The 19,555-nt window shown below is 71.0% G+C and carries 17 protein-coding genes; 5 read left to right on the plus strand and 12 right to left on the minus strand.

Translation table 11 applies throughout. From position 1 onward, the window contains the following. Nucleotides 1–36: 36 nt before the first annotated feature. The 4 genes from ACZ4XJ_RS08510 to ACZ4XJ_RS08525 all read right to left on the minus strand — a co-directional run bounded on the left by ACZ4XJ_RS08510 (nucleotide 37) and on the right by ACZ4XJ_RS08525 (nucleotide 5,307). A complete protein-coding gene (locus tag ACZ4XJ_RS08510; RefSeq protein ID WP_362878205.1) occupies nucleotides 37–696 on the minus strand; it encodes an O-methyltransferase in 660 nt (219 codons plus the stop codon). Then, nucleotides 693–1,514: an HAD family hydrolase gene (locus ACZ4XJ_RS08515; protein ID WP_362878207.1), complete on the minus strand. Its 822-nt coding sequence runs from the start codon at nucleotides 1,512–1,514 to the stop codon at nucleotides 693–695. The genes ACZ4XJ_RS08510 and ACZ4XJ_RS08515 overlap by 4 nt, the downstream gene beginning before the upstream one ends. Continuing rightward, nucleotides 1,511–4,057 (minus strand): phosphoribosyltransferase, encoded by a 2,547-nt coding sequence (locus ACZ4XJ_RS08520; RefSeq protein ID WP_468495940.1) that lies wholly within the window; start codon nucleotides 4,055–4,057, stop codon nucleotides 1,511–1,513. The genes ACZ4XJ_RS08515 and ACZ4XJ_RS08520 overlap by 4 nt, the downstream gene beginning before the upstream one ends. Nucleotides 4,058–4,131: 74 nt before the next feature. Continuing rightward, nucleotides 4,132–5,307 carry an HpcH/HpaI aldolase/citrate lyase family protein gene (locus ACZ4XJ_RS08525; RefSeq protein WP_468495698.1) on the minus strand — a complete coding sequence of 392 codons (1,176 nt, stop codon included), beginning with the start codon at nucleotides 5,305–5,307 and terminating at the stop codon, nucleotides 4,132–4,134. A gap of 194 nt (nucleotides 5,308–5,501) precedes the next feature. On the opposite strand from ACZ4XJ_RS08525, the gene ACZ4XJ_RS08530 reads away from it, so the two are divergent. After that, nucleotides 5,502–6,293, plus strand: coding sequence for a TerD family protein (locus ACZ4XJ_RS08530; RefSeq protein ID WP_362878370.1), 792 nt, complete (start codon nucleotides 5,502–5,504; stop codon nucleotides 6,291–6,293). 102 nt (nucleotides 6,294–6,395) lie between these two features. Here the strand turns inward: ACZ4XJ_RS08530 and ACZ4XJ_RS08535 are convergent, their stop codons facing one another. The 6 genes from ACZ4XJ_RS08535 to ACZ4XJ_RS08560 all read right to left on the minus strand — a co-directional run bounded on the left by ACZ4XJ_RS08535 (nucleotide 6,396) and on the right by ACZ4XJ_RS08560 (nucleotide 10,870). Continuing rightward, entirely contained in the window at nucleotides 6,396–7,136 is a 741-nt protein-coding gene (locus ACZ4XJ_RS08535; RefSeq protein WP_362878211.1) for a TerD family protein, read from the minus strand. A gap of 126 nt (nucleotides 7,137–7,262) precedes the next feature. Beyond that, complete coding sequence (locus tag ACZ4XJ_RS08540) at nucleotides 7,263–8,381, minus strand: DUF475 domain-containing protein (RefSeq protein ID WP_362878213.1); 1,119 nt, start codon at nucleotides 8,379–8,381, stop codon at nucleotides 7,263–7,265. A gap of 25 nt (nucleotides 8,382–8,406) precedes the next feature. Beyond that, nucleotides 8,407–8,982: a TerD family protein gene (locus tag ACZ4XJ_RS08545; protein ID WP_362878215.1), complete on the minus strand. Its 576-nt coding sequence runs from the start codon at nucleotides 8,980–8,982 to the stop codon at nucleotides 8,407–8,409. Nucleotides 8,983–9,079: 97 nt separating this feature from the next. After that, nucleotides 9,080–9,655 (minus strand): TerD family protein, encoded by a 576-nt coding sequence (locus ACZ4XJ_RS08550; RefSeq protein ID WP_362878217.1) that lies wholly within the window; start codon nucleotides 9,653–9,655, stop codon nucleotides 9,080–9,082. Nucleotides 9,656–9,781: 126 nt separating this feature from the next. Further along, on the minus strand, nucleotides 9,782–10,240 hold the full coding sequence (locus ACZ4XJ_RS08555) for a peroxiredoxin (RefSeq protein WP_468495699.1): 459 nt from the start codon (nucleotides 10,238–10,240) through the stop codon (nucleotides 9,782–9,784). A gap of 204 nt (nucleotides 10,241–10,444) precedes the next feature. Next, the gene (locus ACZ4XJ_RS08560; protein WP_362878220.1) at nucleotides 10,445–10,870 is read right to left on the minus strand and encodes a DUF3052 domain-containing protein; all 426 of its coding nucleotides are present in this window, start codon (nucleotides 10,868–10,870) and stop codon (nucleotides 10,445–10,447) included. Between the two features lie 426 nt (nucleotides 10,871–11,296). On the opposite strand from ACZ4XJ_RS08560, the gene aceE reads away from it, so the two are divergent. Both aceE and ACZ4XJ_RS08570 read left to right on the plus strand, forming a co-directional pair. Then, nucleotides 11,297–14,044, plus strand: a complete 2,748-nt coding sequence (aceE, locus tag ACZ4XJ_RS08565) for a pyruvate dehydrogenase (acetyl-transferring), homodimeric type (protein WP_362878222.1) — start codon at nucleotides 11,297–11,299, stop codon at nucleotides 14,042–14,044. Between the two features lie 85 nt (nucleotides 14,045–14,129). Further along, the gene (locus ACZ4XJ_RS08570) at nucleotides 14,130–14,990 is read left to right on the plus strand and encodes a potassium channel family protein (protein ID WP_468495700.1); all 861 of its coding nucleotides are present in this window, start codon (nucleotides 14,130–14,132) and stop codon (nucleotides 14,988–14,990) included. A gap of 42 nt (nucleotides 14,991–15,032) precedes the next feature. On the opposite strand, the gene ACZ4XJ_RS08575 is transcribed toward ACZ4XJ_RS08570, so the two are convergent. Together ACZ4XJ_RS08575 and ACZ4XJ_RS08580 are read right to left on the minus strand one after the other, a co-directional pair. Next, a complete protein-coding gene (locus ACZ4XJ_RS08575; RefSeq protein WP_362878225.1) occupies nucleotides 15,033–15,425 on the minus strand; it encodes a peptidase inhibitor family I36 protein in 393 nt (130 codons plus the stop codon). A 200-nt stretch (nucleotides 15,426–15,625) separates the two neighbouring features. Continuing rightward, on the minus strand, nucleotides 15,626–17,233 hold the full coding sequence (locus ACZ4XJ_RS08580; RefSeq protein ID WP_468495701.1) for an MFS transporter: 1,608 nt from the start codon (nucleotides 17,231–17,233) through the stop codon (nucleotides 15,626–15,628). Nucleotides 17,234–17,351: 118 nt separating this feature from the next. Here ACZ4XJ_RS08580 and ACZ4XJ_RS08585 point away from each other — a divergent pair, with 118 nt between their 5' ends. Continuing rightward, nucleotides 17,352–18,029, plus strand: coding sequence for a TetR family transcriptional regulator (locus tag ACZ4XJ_RS08585; protein WP_468495702.1), 678 nt, complete (start codon nucleotides 17,352–17,354; stop codon nucleotides 18,027–18,029). Nucleotides 18,030–18,333: 304 nt separating this feature from the next. Further along, complete coding sequence (locus ACZ4XJ_RS08590; RefSeq protein WP_468495941.1) at nucleotides 18,334–19,473, plus strand: alpha/beta hydrolase; 1,140 nt, start codon at nucleotides 18,334–18,336, stop codon at nucleotides 19,471–19,473. The last annotated feature ends 82 nt before the right edge of the window (nucleotides 19,474–19,555 follow it).

Genomic DNA, 19,555 nt, shown 5'->3' on the forward strand with positions numbered 1-19,555 from the left:
CGCCCACCCCGGTCGACGGCCCCCACCGCGCGACGGCTACCGCTTGCGCGAGAGCGTCAGCCCGTCCGAGATCGCCAGCAGGACGGATTCCATCCGGGAGTCGGCCGCGACGTGCTCGTTGAACGCGTGCACGCTCGCGCCCCGGCTCTCCGGGGACTCGTCCAGGACGGTCCCGTGGAACAGGGTGTTGTCCGTGACGATGAGGCCGCCCGGGCGCAGCCGCGGCACGAGCTCCTCCCAGTAGAGGATCTGGCTCTGCTTGTCGGCGTCCACGTACGCCAGGTCGATGTGCTCCCGGGCCGGCATCGCGCGGAGCGTGTCCAGGGCGGGGGCGATGCGCAGGTCGATGCGGTCGGCGACGCCGGCGGCCTCCCAGGCCTCGCGCCCGTACGCCGTCCACTCCTCCGACACGTCGCAGGCGATGAGGCGGCCGTCGGCCGGGAGCGCCTGGGCCATGGACAGGGCGGAGAAGCCGGTGAAGGTGCCCACTTCCACGATGTGCCGCGCGCCCGTCAGCCGGACGAGGAAGGCCAGCAGCGGCCCCTGTTCCTCCGCCGACTGCATGCCCGCCGACTGCGGGAACTTCTCGTGGGTCGTGGCGACCAGCCCCCGCTGGACGGCGTCCAGCGGGGGGTTGTGCGCCAGGACGTACTGGTAGAGCTCGTCAGTGATCTTGGTGCTGTTGCCCTTGGTCATGCGGTCAGTGTCGCAACCGTCCCGCCGAACGCGCGGATGATTTCCTCACCCGCCAGCACACCGACCGTCGTCAGGGCGGTGACCGACGGGGCCGTCCACCGCGCGTCGGCCAGCTCGCCGTGTCCCGGGCGCCAGCCGCGGTCCGCCGCGAGCAGCAGGTCGGCGTCCAGCAGGGAGTCGCCCGCGGCGAGCGTGGTGGTCGCACCCGTACGGCGGGCCACCTCGGCCATCGCGGCGCTCTTGGTGAGGGGTCGCGGCACCGCGTAGATCTTGCGGCCCTGGAGCGAGACCCCCCAGCCGCGCGCGTCCGCCCACTCGGCGAGCGACTTCAGCCATTCCTCGGGGACCAGCGCCCGTTCGACGACCAGGTACGCGAACAGGTCCTCGGCGATCCGCGCCTTGCGCAGCCACGCCGGGTCCGACACCGCGAGGAGGTGCTGGTGGACCTCCTCCAGCGGGGCGCACTCCTGCGCGAGGCGTCCGGCGACCGCCCGCCGCCAGTCCCGGTCGGGTACGCCGTCCACGAGCAGCTGCCCGCCGTTGGCGCAGATCGCGTACGGGGCCGGCCGGCCGGGGAAGCGGATGCGCTGGTACTGCTTGCGGGTCCGGGTCGTCGTGGGGACGAAGACCGCCGCGGGGTTCTCGGTCAGCTCCGCCAGCAGGGCGGCCGCCGTTTCCGTCATGAACGACAGGGGCTTGCTCTCGTGCACCTCGACGCACAGCAGCCGCGGGGCGACCGGATCGGGCATCGTCAGGCCGAGGGCGGCCGCCGAGTAGATGAGCGTGCGGTCGAGGTCACTGGCTACGAGGACAGTCACTTGGCGGACACGGCCTTTCCGTCGGCGCCCGTGGCGCCGCGCGTGAATCGGGGGTGGATGAGTCCTACGCACGTGTAGGGCAGTCCGTCGACCTCCTCGACCGGCACCCCGCGCTGCTCGGCGAGCAGACGTACGTGGTCCAGGTCGGCTCCGGCTCCGCGCTGGGCGAGGATCTTCCACGGGACGCGGCGCAGCAGCACCCGCGTGGTCTCGCCGACGCCGGGCTTGACCAGGTTCACGTCGTGGATGCCGTACTCCTCGCTGATCCGCTCCACCGCCGCCCAGCCCACCCAGGTGGGGGTGCGGTCGGCCGCGAGCAGCTCCTTGACCTCGTCGTCGACGGCGTCGGCGACGGCGTCGAAGCGGGCCGCGACGGCGTCGACGAAGCCGACGGAGACATCGGCTCCGGCGAGTTCGCGGTAGAACTTCGCGCCGTGGAAGTCGGCGGGCCCGACCAGGTCGGACCTCAGCACCGTACGCGAGACCAGTCCGGAGACGGTGGAGTTCAGGCAGGCCGAGGGGATCAGGAAGTCCTCGCGGGTGCCGTACGTGCGCACGCACGAGCCGGGGTCGGCGAGGACGACGATCTCCGGGTCGAAGCCCGGGAACGCGGCGAGGGCGTCTTTCAGTTCCCGGGTGATGGCGCCCTTGCCGGTCCAGCCGTCCACGAAGACGACGTCGGCGGGGTCGTGGTGCGCGGCCAGCCAGCGCAGCGCGTTGGTGTCGATGCCACGGCCGCGCACGATGGAGACGGCGTAGTGCGGCAGGTCCAGGCCGTGCCGGGCCTGCGCCCAGCGGCGCATCAGCACGCCGACGGGGGTGCCGGCGCGGGCCAGGGAGACCAGCACCGGGGAGGGCGAGCGTTCGGCGAGCACGGTCTCGGTGACGGTCCCGACCGCCCGGGCTATCCGCGTCGCGGAGCCGGCCAGGGCGCTGCGGTAGAGCTCCTGGTAGGCGTCGGAGGGCTGGTACTCGACGGGCAGGGACTCGGCGTAGTGCGCGCCGCCCGCCTGGATGGCCTCCTCCCGCTCCTCGGTCGGGGCCTCCAGCTCGACGCCGGAGAGGTCCTGGAGCAGCCAGCCGACGTCCTGGGCGGCGTACGAGGAGAAGGCCGGGCCGCGCAGCGGATCGGGCAGGGTCGGCTCGGACATGCTCGGCTCCAGCCGGTCGGATGCGTGGGACGACGGTGCGGGGGCCGGGGTCGCGGCGGACGAAGCCCCGCGCGGCGCCGGCACGTACGACGGTACGACGGCCAGCAGGACCCGGCCCGTGTGCGGGGCGAGGGCGGCGAGCAGGCCCGTGCGCAGCTCGGGGGTGTCGCCGGCCGAGTCGACGACGGCGACGACGGCGTCGAAGCCGGTCCCGTCGGTGCGGGCGACGTTGTAGGCGTAGCGGTCGCCGGGCCCGTCGGCCGGGGCGTCGTGGGCGGGGAAGACCAGCCGGGTGCGGATGGCGTAGCCGGGGTCGTCGACGGCCAGCACGGGCGAGCGGGTCGTGGTGGAGAACCGCACCTCGGCCGCCGCCCCGGACCGCTCCAGGGCCAGCGCGAGCCGCAGCGGCGCGTACATCAGCTCCTCGTTGCCGAGGACGAGGACCCGCCCGGGTTCCGCGCCCAGTGCGTCGGCGAGCCGGTCGGCGAGCCCGGGCAGGGCCGCCTCCAGGGCGGCGCGGTGCGCGGGGGTGAAGCCGTGCCGACCCCCGTCGGGGACCCCGGCGGGCCAGCCGAGCGCGACCCGCTCGACGGGCGCGACGTAGTCACCGGACCCGGTGGCGGCGCCGGGGGCACGGGAGCCGGCGGCGGCGCCCGCCCCGCCCTGCGCCGCGCTCTCGTACCGCTCGACCAGGGCCTGGCCCCTGCCCAGGACCCCCTCCGGGAGGGAGACCGTGCCGGCGGCCAGGGAGATCAGGTCGACGCGGGCGCCGATCTCGGCGGCGAAGTCGGTCAGCCGGTCCCGGTCCGCGGCCGAGCGCATGTCCACGAGGGCCACGACCACGTAGTGCGTGCGGGGGTGGCGGGCGTGCAGGTCGCGGATGGTGTTCAGGACCGTGTTGCCGGTGGAGAACTCGTCGTCGACGAGGACGAGCGGCCCGTCGCCGGCGAGCAGCAGCGGGTCCTCGGGGAGCAGCAGGTGCGAGGTGGCGTGCGAGTGCGCCTCCTCGAAGCCGCCGGCGGGCTCGACGCCGGGTACGGGTCGCCGGGTGGAGTGCAGGTAGGGGGCGGTGCCCAGGCCGTCGGCGACGCAGTGGCCGAGGCTCGTCGCGGTCTCCGCGTACCCGAGGACCACCGCCGTGGCTGCCGCTTCGGCGCCGAGCAGCTCGCGGACCCGCTCGCCGAGGCCGTACCCGGCGGCGTGGACGACCGCCGGGGACTGCGGGACGTGCTTGCCGAGCACCTGCGACACCAGCAGGTGGGCGCGCTTGGGGTTGCGCCGCAAGGCGAGCCCGAGCAGCTCGTCCAGCGGTGGCTGCGCCGGGTCGCCGCCGGCTTCCAGGGCCACGCCCAGCCGCTCCGCGACCCAGGTTCCCGTCCACACCTCGTCGATCGTCTTGCCCTTCTCCGTAGGAAGCTCCGTCGTGGAACGCTCCGTCGTGGAACGCTCCGTCGTCACCGGTCCGCTCACACCTGGAGACCGGCCGTGAGGAGGTCGACGAAGCCGACCTCCTCCCGCGCCACACCGAAGGCCTCCGCGCGCTGCATGGTGCGCTCGGCCCAGGCCCGGTGGGGCTTCACTTCGTTCATTTTGTTCGTATAAGACGATCGCAGCACCCCGCCACCGCCGCGCTCCGGGCGCAGGATGTCCTGGGCGTCGCTGAACTCCTCGTGCGAGACCACCGACAGGGCGTGCACGGGAGTCACGTGCGCGGGGTGGATGCAGGTCTTCCCCGTCAGCCCGTTGGCCCGGTCGAGCTCGATCTCGCGCAGTAGCCCGTCCAGGTCGTGCTCGATCAGCGCGGTGCGCAGTTCCTCCACCCCCTCCTCCAGGAAGGGGCTGCGGCGCAGCTGCGGCTTGAAGAGCCGCTGCTGGCTGCGGAAGTACTCCCAGACCGGGCCGGTGACGGTGAACCCGGTCCCGTCGGCGCGGCTGAGGACGTTGACCACGTCGGCGATCACACCGGCCACGATCTGGACGTCGTAGGCGGTCATGTCCGGGGTGCGGCGCAGCCCGTACGCGGAGCAGAAGTCGGTCACGCCGAGGCGCAGGGCCAGGACGTGCTCGCGGTAGCGGTTAACGGTGCGCGAGATGCCCGCGAGGGCCTCGACCCGGGTTTCGAGGTGGAGGAGCTCCGGGGATTCGAGCACCGGCATGGCATACAGGTGGGGCAGTCCGGCGACGGCCTGTGCCTCGATGACGGCGTCGAGGAAGGCGATACCACGGCTCTCGGTGAACTTGGGAAGCACGAATCCGGCCAGGTTCCGCACCGACCCGCCGAGCCGGCGGACCAGATCGGAAATCTGTTCGGGCGTGCGGATGCGGATGAACAGCAGCGGCAGCTCGGCCGCCTCCGGGCCGTCCGCGTCGAGGGCCGCGAACTGCCGGACGAGGTTCTCCTCGCCGTCGACGACATCGGCGTCACTGATGGAATCCTCCAGGCAGAGGACCATCGAGACGACTCCGAGGGCGGCCTGCTTGCGGATGTCGGCAGCCAGGTTCGGCCGGGTGGCGGGGCTGTACAGGGTGGCTCCGAGTGCGGCGGCCAGCGTGCGGGCGGGGGACGCGAGGGTGAATTCCGTGGGCTCCTGGTGGAAGAGCTCCTTCCGGACGCTGGGCGAAATGTGCCCGAAGTGACGCATGCGCTTCCCCCGTACTGCCTCGGCGGCCCAACTGGCGTGGCCGGTAATAGTACGTACGAATAGGAGTCAAGAGTTCCTCAAGCACATGAAGTTCAGGTAACCCTCTTGCACCATGCCCAGCTCGCACGTTCGGTACAAGGCCCAACGGGGGGCCGCATTGTCCCGGTCGGGCCCGGGAGGGCAGGATGACGGGCATGACGCACGCGATGCAGAAGGGCTCGAACATCCCGGTGGCCGCCGTGGCGGTCCGGGCGGTGCTGCGCTGGTCCACGGGGCCCGAGGTGCCGGACGTGGACGCCTCGGCGCTGCTCGTGGGCGCGGACGGGCGCGTGCGCTCGGACGAGGACTTCGTGTTCTACAACCAGCCCCGGCACCCCTCGGGGGCCGTGTGGCGGCTGGGGAAGAAGCAGCTCGGCGACGGGGTCACGGACGCCGTCCAGGCCGACCTGCGCGCCGTCCCCCCCGAGGTGGACCGGATCCTGGTGGTCGCCTCGGCCGAGGACGTCCCCTTCGAGAAGGTCCACGACCTGCGCATCCTGCTCTACGACGCCACCCCCGGCGGCCGCCCCGAACCGCTCGCCCACTTCGACGTGCGGCCGGAGACGGGCGCCGAGACCGCGCTGATCTGCGGCGAGCTGTACCGCCGGGGCGACGGCTGGAAGTTCCGCGCACTCGGCGAGGGCTACTCCGACGGGCTGATCGGGTTGGCGACCGACCACGGGATCTCCGTGGACGAGAACGCCGCCGAGGCGGCCTCCGAGGAGTCCGCCGGGGAGGCCGGGGCCTCCGCGCCCGGCACCGGGCCCACGGCGGAGCAGACGGCCGCCATGCGCCCGCCGGTCCCGGCCCCGCCCACGCAGGCCCCGCCCGCGGTGCAGCCCGCTTACGGGTACCCGCAGCCGGTGTCCCCGGTACCGGTGCCGTCCCCGGGCGGCGACCCGTCGTTCCGGCTGCCGGTGCAGGGCCCCCAGTTCATCCGCCGCTGAGGCACCAGCCGCCCGCCGCGCCCCGACCCCGCCCGTGCGCGGACGGGCGCGGACGGGCGGGATGGGCTCCCGCGGGTCCGGCTTCCCGCCCGGGCCGGCCCGTCAGCTCTTGGCGCTCTTGTAGCCCCGCCCCCACTGGAGCCCCCACCCGTACAGGCGGTCCAGCTCGGCCTGGAACCCGTAGACGAACTTCACCTCGCGGCGCACGATCAGCTCGCCCTTGACGTTCTCCAGGGACAGGACGGCGCAGGAGCGGGCCTGCGGATGCCGTTCCTCCAGCGGTATCTCGATCCTCGGCCCGGTGACCGGATACAGGGTGACCAGGGCGTGCGTCCGGTCGAAGGCCGGGGTCTGGTCGTAGATGTAGACGAAGACGAGCAGCCGCTTGATGTCCTCGGCGTGGTCGAGGTTGATGTAGAGCGTCTCCCCCGAGGCCGAGCCGAACCGGTCGTCGCCGCTGAGCTTCACGTACGGCGGGTCGTTGAGGTCGCCGAGGAGGTTCCCCAGCGGCTGCACGGCGCCCCGCGTACCGTCGGTCAGCTCGTACAGGCAACCCATGTCGAGGTCGACGTTGACCATGCCCTGGGTGTGGGCCTGCACCATCTCGGGCTTGAACAGCTTGAACGGGTGCCGCAACAACTGCCCGCTCTGTCCTGAGCGGCCGCCGAAGTCGGAGGTCCGCATCCGCCAGGAGAGGTTGACGCGCAGGTTGCCGTGGACCGCCTGCTGCTTGGTGAGCGACACCGTCGGATGTCGTTTCGTCAGTTCGATGGCGTTCGACGAGGCGTGCCCCGAATCGAACCCCATGGCACGCGCGCCCCTGATCCCGTCGAAGAACCCCATGGTCCCCTGCCCCCCTGCTTCGTCACGAGTACGAACCCCTCACACGTACGGAAGCGGGGCGGCCCGCCGGGTCCGTGGACCCGACCGGCCGCCCCGCACTTGGAGCGTTCCGCATTGTCACCGGGGTCATGCCTCGGCGGCGGCACCCTCCTGCAGTTCCAGGCGCTTGTTGCGGCGCAGCGAGGACCAGAAGGACCAGCCGATGAGCACCACGCCGACGAGGCCGGTGATGACCTCGTTGATCTCGTACTGGATGGTGACGAGCAGGATCACGGCCAGCGCCCCGATGGCGTAGTGGGCGCCGTGCTCCAGGTACACGTAGTCGTCGAGGGTGCCCTGGCGGACCAGGTAGACCGTCAGCGACCGGACGTACATGGCACCGATGCCGAGGCCGAGGGCCATCAGCACGATGTCGTTGGTGATGGCGAAGGCGCCGATGACCCCGTCGAAGGAGAAGGAGGCGTCGAGGACTTCGAGGTAGAGGAACATGAAGAAGGCGGCCTTGCCGGCCATGGCAACGGCCGATACGGGCTTGCCGGTCCGCTTGGCCGCTTCCTCCGCCTCGTGCTCGGCTTCCTCCTCCTCCTCCAGCTTGTTCTCGAAGTAGCCGGAGAGACCGCCCACGACCATGTAGGTGATCAGGCCGAGGATGCCGGAGATCAGGACGGTCTGCGCCTTGTCGACGTGCATGCCACCGTGCTGGTGGGCGTTGGTGGCGAAGGTCATCGCGGTGATGGCCAGGATGATGAGCGCGATGCACGCGGACAGCATGTCGATCTTGCCGAGCTTGGCGAGCGGACGCTCCAGCCAGGCGAGCCACTTGATGTCACGGTCCTCGAAAATGAAGTCGAGGAAGATCATCAGGAGGAACATGCCACCGAAGGCGGCAATGGACGGGTGGGCGTCCGTGACGAGCTGCTGGTACTGGTCCTTGTCGGACAGCGCGAGGTCGACCGCCTCGATCGGCCCGATCTTGGCGCTGATCGCCACGATGACGACGGGGAAGACCAAGCGCATGCCGAACACCGCGATCAGGATGCCGATCGTGAGGAAGATCTTCTGCCAGAAGGCATTCATCTTCTTCAGGATTCCGGCGTTGACCACCGCATTGTCGAAGGACAGCGAGATCTCCAGGACGGACAGGATCGCCACGATCCCGAAGGCCTGCCACCCCCCGTAGAACACCGCTGCGACCAGACCGAGCGCAGTGATTGCGAACGACCAGCCGAAGGTTTTGAGAACCACTGGCACCCCATCGTCTTGTACGGCTTTACGAAACGTTGACCCCGAAGTCTAGAGCGATGCCGCGCAGGCCTGACGCGTACCCCTGCCCTACGGCCCTGAACTTCCATTCGCCGCCGTACCGGTAGACCTCGCCGAAGATCATCGCGGTCTCGGAGGAGGCGTCCTCGGTCAGGTCGTAGCGGGCCAACTCCTGGTCGTCCGCCATGTTCACGACGCGGATGAACGCGTTGCTGATCTGGCCGAAGCTCTGCCGGCGGGCGTCCGCGTCGTGGATCGACACCGGGAAGACGATCTTGTCCACGTTCGCCGGGACCTTGGTGAGGTCGATGATGATCGACTCGTCGTCACCCTCGCCCTCTCCCGTGAGGTTGTCCCCGGTGTGCTCGACGGAGCCCTCGGGGCTCTTGAGGTTGTTGTAGAAGATGAAGTACGCGTCCCCGAGCACCCGGCCGCTGTTGCACAGCAGCGCGCTGGCATCGAGGTCGAAGTCGGCCCCCGTGGTCGAGCGCGCGTCCCATCCCAGTCCCACCAGAACCCGGGTCAGGTTCGGTGCGGCCTTGGACAGGGATACGTTGCCCCCCTTGGCGAGTGTGACGCCCATGATGTGGTCCTCCCCGGACGACGTGATGTGGTGGCAAAGCCGGTCCGGCGCCGTACACACAGTGCACGGCGCCGGACTGACTGACTGCGGTGTGGGCTCAGACGTTGACGCCGAAGTCCTGCGCGATGCCGCGCAGGCCCGAGGCGTAACCCTGGCCGATGGCACGGAACTTCCACTCCGCGCCGTTGCGGTACAGCTCGCCGAAGACCATGGCGGTCTCGGTCGAGGCGTCCTCGGAGAGGTCGTAGCGGGCCAGCTCGGTGTTGTCGGCCTGGTTCACGACGCGGATGTACGCGTTGCGGACCTGACCGAAGCTCTGCTGGCGACCCTCGGCCTCGTAGATCGAGACGGGGAAGACGATCTTGGAGACGTCGGCGGGAACGCCGGCGAGGTTGACCTTGATGGCCTCGTCGTCGCCCTCGCCCTCACCGGTGGTGTTGTCACCGGTGTGCTCCACCGAGCCGTCCGGGCTCTTCAGGTTGTTGAAGAACACGAAGTTCGAGTCGCTGGCGACCTTGCCCTGGTCGTTGGTCAGGATCGCGCTGGCGTCGAGGTCGAAGTCGACACCGGTGGTGGTGCGAGCGTCCCAGCCCAGACCGACGATGACCGCCGTCAGGTTAGGCGCGGCCTTGGTCAGCGAGACGTTGCCGCCCTTGCTGAGGCTGACTCCCACGGGTCCTCCATTGGGTATGTGTCCGGGGCGGGGCCCCGTCGTGCGGTTGCTACCGGATCAACGTGTCGATCCTAGTGACGGGTTCCCGTTCGTACACGGTTTTGGTACGGAATCTGCCCGAGGCCCTCAGAGGCTGTCGAGGGCTTCGATGTACTCGTTCAGGTCACGGGCGTCGGGCAGTCCGTTGACGACCGTCCAGCGCACGACGCCGTCCTTGTCGATGATGAAGGTGCCGCGCACCGCGCAGCCCTTGTCCCCGTCGAAGACCCCGTAGGCGCGGGAGGTCTCCCCGTGCGGCCAGAAGTCGGACAGCAGGGGGTAGTCGAGGTTCTCCTGCTCGCCGAAGACGCGCAGGGTCGGCACCGAGTCGTTGGAGACGGCGAGGAGCTGGACCTCGTCGTTCTGGAAACGCGGCAGCTGGTCGCGCAGCTCGCACAGTTCGCCGGTGCAGACGCCCGTGAAGGCGAACGGGTAGAAGAGCAGCACCACGGCCTTCTCGCCCCGGAAGTCGGAGAGCCGCACGGTGGCGCCGTGGTTGTCCTTGAGCTCGAAGTCCGGAGCCTTGTCGCCGACCTCGATGGCCATCTCGCATCCCTTCGTTTCTGCATTCCTGCATTCCCGCACGCGCCCGTTGGACCGTTCGGGTGAGCCCGTCGGTCCCGGGGGCCAGCCTATGGGCTGAGCGGCCCGTCCGGGCGGGCGCGTACCGCCCCGAAAACGACCGCGCCCCACCGACCTCGGGGTGATCCGGGTCGGCGGGGCGGGTCCGCTCGTCTGCGGGGGTTCGGCTCAGCGCTTCTTGGCGGCGGCCTTCGGGGTCGTCAGCTTGACGGCGGTCCAGTCGTCGCCCACCTTGACGGGCTTCGCCTGGGACAGACCGGCGGTCTCGACGGCCTCGCTGATGTCGCTGGCCTGCACGAAGCCGTCACGGCCCGTCTTGGGGGTCAGCAGCAGGACGACGGAGTTCTCATCGACCAGTTCGATGGCATCGACCAGCGCATCCGTCAGGTCACCGTCCTCATCCCGGAACCAGAGGATCACGGCGTCGACCTCGTCGTCGTAATCCTCATCGACGAGTTCGCTGACGTGCTTCTCAACGGCGTCACGGAAATCCTGATCGACGTCGTCGTCGTAGCCGATCTCCTGGACCACCTGTTCGGACTGGAAGCCAAGTCGAGTGACCGGGCTCTCCGCGTGGTCCGCGGTCGCGCTCACGGTGTGCCTCCTGCTCATGTTCGGTGAATGTCTTTCGGCGGCGCGCGTACGCGCAGCATTGGGCGTAGTCCACACGGGCGCGGCGGATCGCGCAAGTACCCGGCCGCCGAGACCGTCGAAACGGTGACGATTGCGGCCGTCTCGCCGCAACTTTCAGGCTTCCCTCAAACGCCCCTGGTGATTCATCCCACACCATTGCGGCTCATTCGGCACGGCAGGAGGACTTTCCTACTTGTTTGAGGGACGAACGACCTCACGAACCCGATGATCGACCTGGGCGTAAGGTTGCGAGATGGACCTGCCCGCTCGTCCGCTCCTTCGCCGCTCCAGGTGTTACCCAGGGGTAGAGGTGAAGATTTCGGTCGAGCGTAAGACCATGGGAGGCGGCGACCCAAGGCACGACTCCCCCGACAGCGAAGGAACAGCGTGGCTTCCGCATCCGATCGCAATCCGATCATCATTGGCGGCCTGCCGAGTCAGGTCCCGGACTTCGATCCGGAGGAGACGCAGGAGTGGCTCGACTCCCTGGACGCCGCAGTCGACGAACGGGGCCGTGAACGCGCCCGCTACCTGATGCTGCGGCTGATCGAGCGGGCCCGCGAGAAGCGCGTGGCCGTGCCGGAGATGCGCAGCTCGGACTACGTCAACACCATCGCCACCAAGGACGAGCCGTTCTTCCCCGGCAACGAGGAGATCGAGCGCAAGGTCCTCAACGCCACCCGGTGGAACGCGGCCGTCATGGTCTCCCGCGCCCAGCGTCCCGGGATCGGTGTCGGCGGGCACATCGCGACCTTCGCCTCCTCCGCCTCCCTCTACGACGTGGGCTTCAACCACTTCTTCCGGGGCAAGGACGAAGGCGACGGCGGCGACCAGATCTTCTTCCAGGGCCACGCCTCGCCGGGCATCTACGCGCGCGCCTACCTCCTGGACCGGCTCTCCGAGCAGCAGCTCGACGCGTTCCGGCAGGAGAAGTCGAAGGCCCCGTACGGCCTGTCCAGCTACCCGCACCCGCGGCTGATGCCGGACTTCTGGGAGTTCCCGACCGTCTCGATGGGCCTCGGTCCGCTCGGCGCGATCTACCAGGCGCGGATGAACCGGTACATGCAGGCGCGCGGGATCGCGGACACCTCCAAGTCCCACGTGTGGGCGTACCTGGGCGACGGCGAGATGGACGAGCCGGAGTCGCTCGGCCAGTTGTCCATCGCCGCCCGCGAGGGCCTGGACAACCTGACGTTCGTCGTCAACTGCAACCTCCAGCGCCTCGACGGTCCGGTGCGCGGCAACGGGAAGATCATCCAGGAACTGGAGTCGATCTTCCGCGGTGCCGGCTGGAACGTCATCAAGCTGATCTGGGACCGTTCCTGGGACCCGCTGCTGGCCCAGGACCGCGACGGCATCCTGGTCAACAAGATGAACTCGACGCCGGACGGGCAGTTCCAGACGTACGCGACGGAGTCCGGCGCGTACATCCGGGAGCACTTCTTCGGCGGTGACCAGCGGCTGCGCGCGATGGTCGAGAACATGAGCGACCAGCAGATCCAGCACCTGGGCCGCGGTGGTCACGACCACAAGAAGGTCTACGCGGCCTACGCGGCGGCCAAGGCCCACAAGGGTCAGCCGACGGTGATCCTGGCGCAGACGGTCAAGGGCTGGACGCTCGGCCCGAACTTCGAGGGCCGCAACGCCACCCACCAGATGAAGAAGCTGACGGTCGACGACCTCAAGCGCTTCCGCGACCGGCTGCACATCCCGGTCACCGACAAGCAGCTGGAGGGCGGCGCCCCGCCGTACTACCACCCCGGCCGCAACTCGCCGGAGATCCAGTACATGCACGACCAGCGCAGCGCGCACGGCGGCTGGGTGCCGACCCGCGTGGTGCGCGCGAAGCCGCTCCAGCTGCCGGACGAGAAGACGTACGCGGCCGCCAAGAAGGGTTCGGGGCAGCAGTCGATCGCCACGACGATGGCCTTCGTCCGCATCCTGAAGGACCTGATGCGGGACAAGGAGATCGGCAAGCGCTTCGTGCTGATCGCGCCGGACGAGTACCGCACCTTCGGCATGGACGCCTTCTTCCCGAGCGCCAAGATCTACAACCCGCTGGGGCAGCAGTACGAGGCGGTCGACCGCGAGCTGCTGCTCGCGTACAAGGAGTCCCCGACCGGCCAGATGCTGCACGACGGCATTTCGGAGGCGGGTTGCACGGCGTCGCTGATCGCCGCGGGTTCCGCGTACGCGACGCACGGCGAGCCGCTGATCCCGGTCTACGTCTTCTACTCGATGTTCGGTTTCCAGCGCACCGGTGACCAGTTCTGGCAGATGGCCGACCAGCTGGCGCGCGGTTTCGTGCTCGGCGCGACCGCCGGTCGGACCACCCTCACGGGTGAGGGACTCCAGCACGCCGACGGTCACTCCCAGCTGCTGGCGTCGACGAACCCGGGCTGCGTCGCGTACGACCCGGCGTACGGGTACGAGATCGCGCACATCGTCAAGGACGGTCTGCGGCGCATGTACGGGCCGACGGAGACGAACCAGCCCGGTGAGGACGTCTTCTACTACCTGACGGTCTACAACGAGCCGATCCAGCACCCGGCCGAGCCGGCGGACGTGGACGTCGACGGGATCCTCAAGGGCATCCACCGGGTGTCGCGGGGCAGCTCCGGCACCGTGGGGGCGCAGATCATGGCCTCGGGCGTGGCCGTGCCGTGGGCCCTGGAGGCCCAGCGGATCCTGGGCGCGGACTGGGGCGTGAAGGCGGACGTCTGGTCGGCGACCTCCTGGAACGAGCTGCGTCGCGAGGCCGTCGCGGTGGAGGAGCACAACCTGCTCCACCCGGAGGAGGAGCAGCGCGTCCCGTACGTGACGCGGAAGCTGTCGGGTGCCGAAGGTCCGTTCGTGGCGGTCTCGGACTGGATGCGCGCGGTCCCGGACCAGATCTCCCGGTGGGTGCCGGGCCCCTACACCTCGCTGGGCGCGGACGGCTTCGGCTTCGCGGACACCCGGGGTGCGGCGCGGCGGTTCTTCCACATCGACGCGGAGTCGGTGGTCCTCTCGGTGCTGACCGAGCTGGCCAAGGAGAACAAGATCGACCGTTCGGTGTTGAAGCAGGCCATCGACCGCTACCAGCTCCTGGACGTGGCGGCCGCGGACCCGGGTCCGGCGGGCGGCGACGCCTGACGGCCGGTCGGTGAGGTGAGGGCGGCGGCCCCCGGGGACTCCCCGGGGGCCGCCGTCGTCGGGTGCGGTCCCTACGATGCCCGTCATGAAGGAAACCTCCCGCTTGCTGCTGTGGGAGCGGCGGAGCCAGATGCCGCTGCTCGTCCTGGCCGTGGCGTTCGCCGTCGCGTACGCCGTTCCGATCGTGGCCCCGGACGCCGACGCGGGCGTGCAGCGGTGGTGCGCGGTCACCGAGTGGGTGGTGTGGGCGGCCTTCGCCGCCGACTACCTGGTGCGCCTGGGCCTCTCGCCGGCCCGGAAGGCTTTCGTCCGGACGCACTGGCTCGACCTGGCGGCGGTGCTGCTGCCGCTGATCCAGCCGCTGCGGCTGCTGCGGCTGGTGTCGACGCTGATGCTGGTGGGCCGGCGGGCGCGGATGGCGCCGCAGGTCCAGCTGACGACGTACGTCGCGGGCGCGGTGGTGGGCCTGCTGATGTTCGGTTCGCTGGCCGTGCTGAGCGTGGAGCGGGACGCCCCCGAGGGCAACATCAAGAACCTGGGCGACGCGGTGTGGTGGTCGTTCACCACCATGACGACGGTGGGCTACGGCGACCACTCCCCCACCACCGGGCTCGGCCGGGTGCTGGCGGTGGGGCTGATGCTGTCGGGGATCGCGCTGCTCGGTGTGGTGACGGCCAACATCGCCGCTTGGTTCATCGCCCGCTTCGAGCGTGACGACCAGGTGGAGCGGCTCCAACTGGCGGCGGTGCGCGAACTGCGGGACGAGGTACGGGCGCTGCGCGCCGAAGTCGCCCGGCTGGGCCCGCTCGCGCAGGCCGCCGCCGGCCCGGCGGCACCGGTCGTCCCCACCCCGACGGCCGGCCCCGCCGACCCGGCCGCCGGGGGCGACGTACCGCCGTCGCGGACGCCGGAGGCCGCCGGGGTGGCGTCGCGGGGCACGACCTAGTGCTGTGGCCGGAAAGGCCGGTGGACCTTTCCGGGCACAGCACTAGCGTTCCCAGACCTTGAACGCCCTCACCTGGTAGGGCGACTGGGGCAGCAGGACCCCGTCGCCCGGGTAGGTCTGGAACTCGCCGGTCTCGGCGCACTCGGCCGACTGGTAGGTGGTCACGGGACGGCCGGTCCGGTTGACCAGGGACTGGGCGGTGGTTCCGGCGGGCATGGCGGTGCAGCTGTTGATGTCCAGGGTGCTGAGTTCGTGGCTCTGCCGGGTTCCCTTGAACTCCGGTTTGGCCCACAGGCACAGCTGCCCCGTGGCGCAGGCCGCGTACGGCGGCGGGCCGGCGGCGTGCGCGCGGCCGGCCGTACCGGGGACGAAGGCGGTGGCGGCCAGGACGGTGGCGGCGAGTGCGGTGAGGCGTGCGGTGCTCCACGTACGCATGACGGATCAGCTCCTTGGTGGACGGAGGAGCCCCGGACCGTTTCCGAGGTTTCCGTCGCCACCACGCTGACCTGCGAAGACGCCGGTACGGAAGGGGCTGCGGGCGGGTCCACCCTGATAGGCGACAGCCCCGCCGGAACCGTCCGGCAGGGCTGTCGTACGCGGGGGGTTGACCCGGCCGTAACGGCCGGCGGGCCCGCTCAGATGTGGGCCGCGCCCGCCCCGGCATTGGCGTTGGCGCCGCGCTTGGTGAAGCAGGCCACGACCGCGGCGAGCACCGCGACCGCGCCCGCGACGGTGAACGCCGTGCTCATGCCGGACACGAAGGTGTCGTGCGCGACGGTACGGATGGCCTCGGCGACCTGCTCGGGAGCGCCCGGCGGGACGGGTGCGAGGCCGACCTGGACGCCCTTCTCGGCGAGTTCGAGGTCCGCGGGGGCGAGCGGCGGCAGCTGCGCCCGCGCCCACCTGTCCCCGAACGTGTTACCGACCTCGGCCGCCATGACCGCTCCGAGGACGGCGGTGCCGAGGCTGCCGCCGACCTGCATGGCGGCCTGCTGGAGCCCGCCGGCCACGCCGGAGAGCTCCAGCGGGGCGTTGCCGACGATGACCTCGGTGGCGCCGACCATCACCGGGGCGAGGCCGAGGCCGAGGAGGGCGAACCACAGGGACATGGTGAGGGTGCCCGTGTCGGGCGTGAGCCGCGCCATCCCGAAGCAGGCGACGGCGGTGGCGACCATCCCGGCGACGAGCGGCACGCGCGGGCCGACCTTGGTGATGGCGATGCCCGCCAGGGGCGATCCGATGATCATCATGCCGGTCAGCGGCAGCAGGTGCAGGCCGCTGTCGACCGGGCTCATGCCGTGCACGTTCTGCAGGTAGAAGGTGACGAAGAACAGGCCGCCCATGAAGGCGAAGGCCATCAGGACCATCAGCACCGTGCCCGCGGACAGCGGCAGCGAGCGGAACATGGTCAGCGGGATCAGCGGCTCGGCGACCTTCGACTCCCACACGGCGAAGAGCACGAAGCAGATCACGGAAAGAGCCAGGAACAGCAGGGTCCTGGCGTCGCCCCAGCCCCACTCGGCCGCCTTGATCAGCGCCCAGATCAGGGAGAACATCGCGACCGACAGCAGGGCGATGCCGGGGAGGTCGAAGGAGCGCGGCGCCTTCTCGGCCCGGTGGTCGAGCAGGATGAACAGGCCGAACACCAGCGCGACGATGCCCACGGGCACGTTGATGAAGAAGACGGACTGCCAGCTCACGTGCTCCACGAGCAGGCCGCCCACGATGGGCCCGGCGGCGGTCGAGGCGCCGATCACCATGCCCCAGATGCCGATGGCCATGTTCAGCTTCTCGGCGGGGAAGGTGGCGCGCAGCAGGCCGAGGGCCGCGGGCATCAGCAGGGCGCCGAACAGGCCCTGCGCGACGCGGAAGCCGATGACGAGGCCCACGCCGGTGGACAGGCCGATCGCCGCCGAGGAGACGGCGAAGCCGGCGATGCCGATGAGGAAGGTCTGGCGGTGTCCGAAGCGGTCGCCGAGCTTCCCCGCGGTGATGAGGGAGACCGCGAGGGCCAGCAGGTAGCCGTTGGTGATCCACTGGACCTCGGCGAGGCTGGCGCCCAGGTCCTTCTGGATCGCGGGGTTGGCGACGGCGACGATCGTGCCGTCCAGGGTGACCATCATGACGCCGATCGCCACGGCGAACAGCGTGAGCCACGGGTGGCCGCGAAGGCCGGACCGGTCCTGCGCCGGGCCGGGTTCCTTGTCCGGTACCTGGTCGTGGACGGTGATCTGACTAGTCATGCGAACAGGCTAATGACAGCGACTGACACTTCACAGACGGCTCAACGCCCCGGTTTTTGTCGCGTGGGTCACAGGTACCCTGACCGCTCACTCTGCGTCAGAAAGGACCCCCACGGTGATGACCGATCCGCGACCCGCACCGACCGCCCCGGCAGCGGCCGGACTGCGCGAGCGCAAGAAGCGGCGCACCCGGGACGCCCTGCTGCGCGCGGCCCTCCTGCTCTTCATCTCCCAGGGCTACGAACGGACCACGGTCGACGAGATCACCGCCGCCGTGGACGTCTCCCAGCGCACCTTCTTCCGCTACTTCGCGAACAAGGAGGAGGTCGCCTTCGCCGTCCAGGACCTGGTCGAATCGCACTTCGTGGCCGAACTGCGGGCCCGCCCCGCCGCCGAGGGGCCCCTCACGGCGATGCGCCGGGCGGTCCTCGCCGCCTGGGACACCGTCGAGGAGGCCATCTCCGAGGTGGTCCCCGTCGACCTGTACATGCGGGGCTACCGGCTGATCGAGTCCACACCCGCGCTGCTCGCCGTCCACCTGCGGCGATCCACCGAGCTGGAGGAGCGGATCGCCCGGCTGATCGCCGCCCGCGAGGGCCTGGACGTGGACGCCGACCCCCGGCCCCGGGTGGCCGTCGCCGCGTTCTGCGGCGTGATGCGCGTCACCGGACGGCTCTGGGGGCAGGGCGAGGACGCCAGCGTGGACGCCATCCGGCGGATGACCGAGGCCTACCTCGACCAGATCGAGGCGGCCCTCGCCCCGCACTGGCGCCCCGCCCCCGCCGATCTCGGCTGACGGCCGGTCGAGGACCGGCCGGCGCCGCCGCGGGGGACCACGCCCGTCCGGCCGCGGCCGGATCGCGTCGCCCGCGCGGGCGCGAACGACCGACCGCGACTCTGCGTCGCGGGCGGCGCCGCCGGATGGCGGGCACCGTCCCACGACCGGCCGTGAGCCCCATCACCCGGCGCGCCAGGGGCTCCGGCGGTCTTTTAGTCTGACTCCAGTGAAACTGTCCGGCCCCGCCTCCCTCGCCGCCGCGGTACCCGCGCGCCCCGTCGCCGCCGTGCGCACGCTGCTGGTGCTCGGGGTCGTCCTCGTCATGCTGGCCACCACCGGCTGGACGGCCGTGCACCGCCCCGAGGCCGGCACCCCGGCGCGGGCCGCCGCGCTCGCCGCGTGGGCCGTGGCCCGGATCGACGGTCGGGCCGTGCCGCCGGTCGACGCACCCGTACGGACGGTGTCCCGCTTCTTCGCCGGCCTGGACGGTGCCCAGCGGACCCGGCTCGCCACCGGCTACCCCCTCGTCGTCGGCAACCTCGACGGGGTGCCCGCCCAGCTGCGCTACGAGGCCAACCGCACCTCCCTGGACCGGGCCGAGCGCGTGGAGCGGGAGCGCGCCGACGACGTCGCCCTCACCCCGGCCGACCGGGCCACGGCCATCCGGCGCGCCCACCGCTTCGCGTCGCTGGCCGAGCCCGGCCGGCAGATCCTCACTTTCGACCCCACCGGCAGCGGCCTCGTCGCCGAGGTCTTCGGCGACCTCGACCGGGCCCGCCGGGTCTCGGTGATCGTGCCCGGCGTGGACACCGACGCCGTCACCTTCGAGCGCAGCCAACGCCGCCTCACCGCCCCCGCCGGCATGGCGGAGTCCCTGTACGCGGCCGAGCGCGCGGCCGCGCCCGCCGACGCCACCGCCGTCATCGCCTGGGCCGGCTACACCGCGCCCACCGGCGTCGGCATGGACGCCGCCACGGGCCGGCTCGCCGTCCAGGGCGCGGCCCGACTGCGGTCCATGGCGGCCGCCCTGCCCGGGGACGCCGGCGTGGCCCTGTTCTGCCACAGCTACGGGTCCGTGGTGTGCGGGGTCGCCGCCCGCGGGCTGCCCCGCCGGGTGACGGACGTGGTCGTCGCCGGCAGCCCCGGCATGCGCGCCGGGAACGTCGCCGAGCTGGGGACGAGCGCCCGGGTGTGGGCCATGCGGGACGAGGGCGACTGGATCGAGGACGTGCCGCACCTGGAACTCGGCGGGCTGGGCCACGGGGCGGACCCGGTGTCGCCGGAGTTCGGCGCACGGGTGCTGTCCTCGGCGGGCGCGAAGAGCCACACCGGCTATTTCGAGCCAGGCACCGCCTCCCTCGACAACTTCGCCCGGATCGGAACCGGCGCGTTCGGTTCCCTCGCCTGCGCGCGCGACGGCGACGACTGCCGCCGCGGAATTTCCGGCACGGAGGGTGACTGACGGGGAGTCGCGCGGACCCGCCCCGCCCCTCACCGGCAGAACCCCGGAAAAAACCTGGTCCCCCGACGAGGAAGACGTGCGG

It is taken from the genome of Streptomyces sp. NPDC029836 (assembly GCF_055574495.1).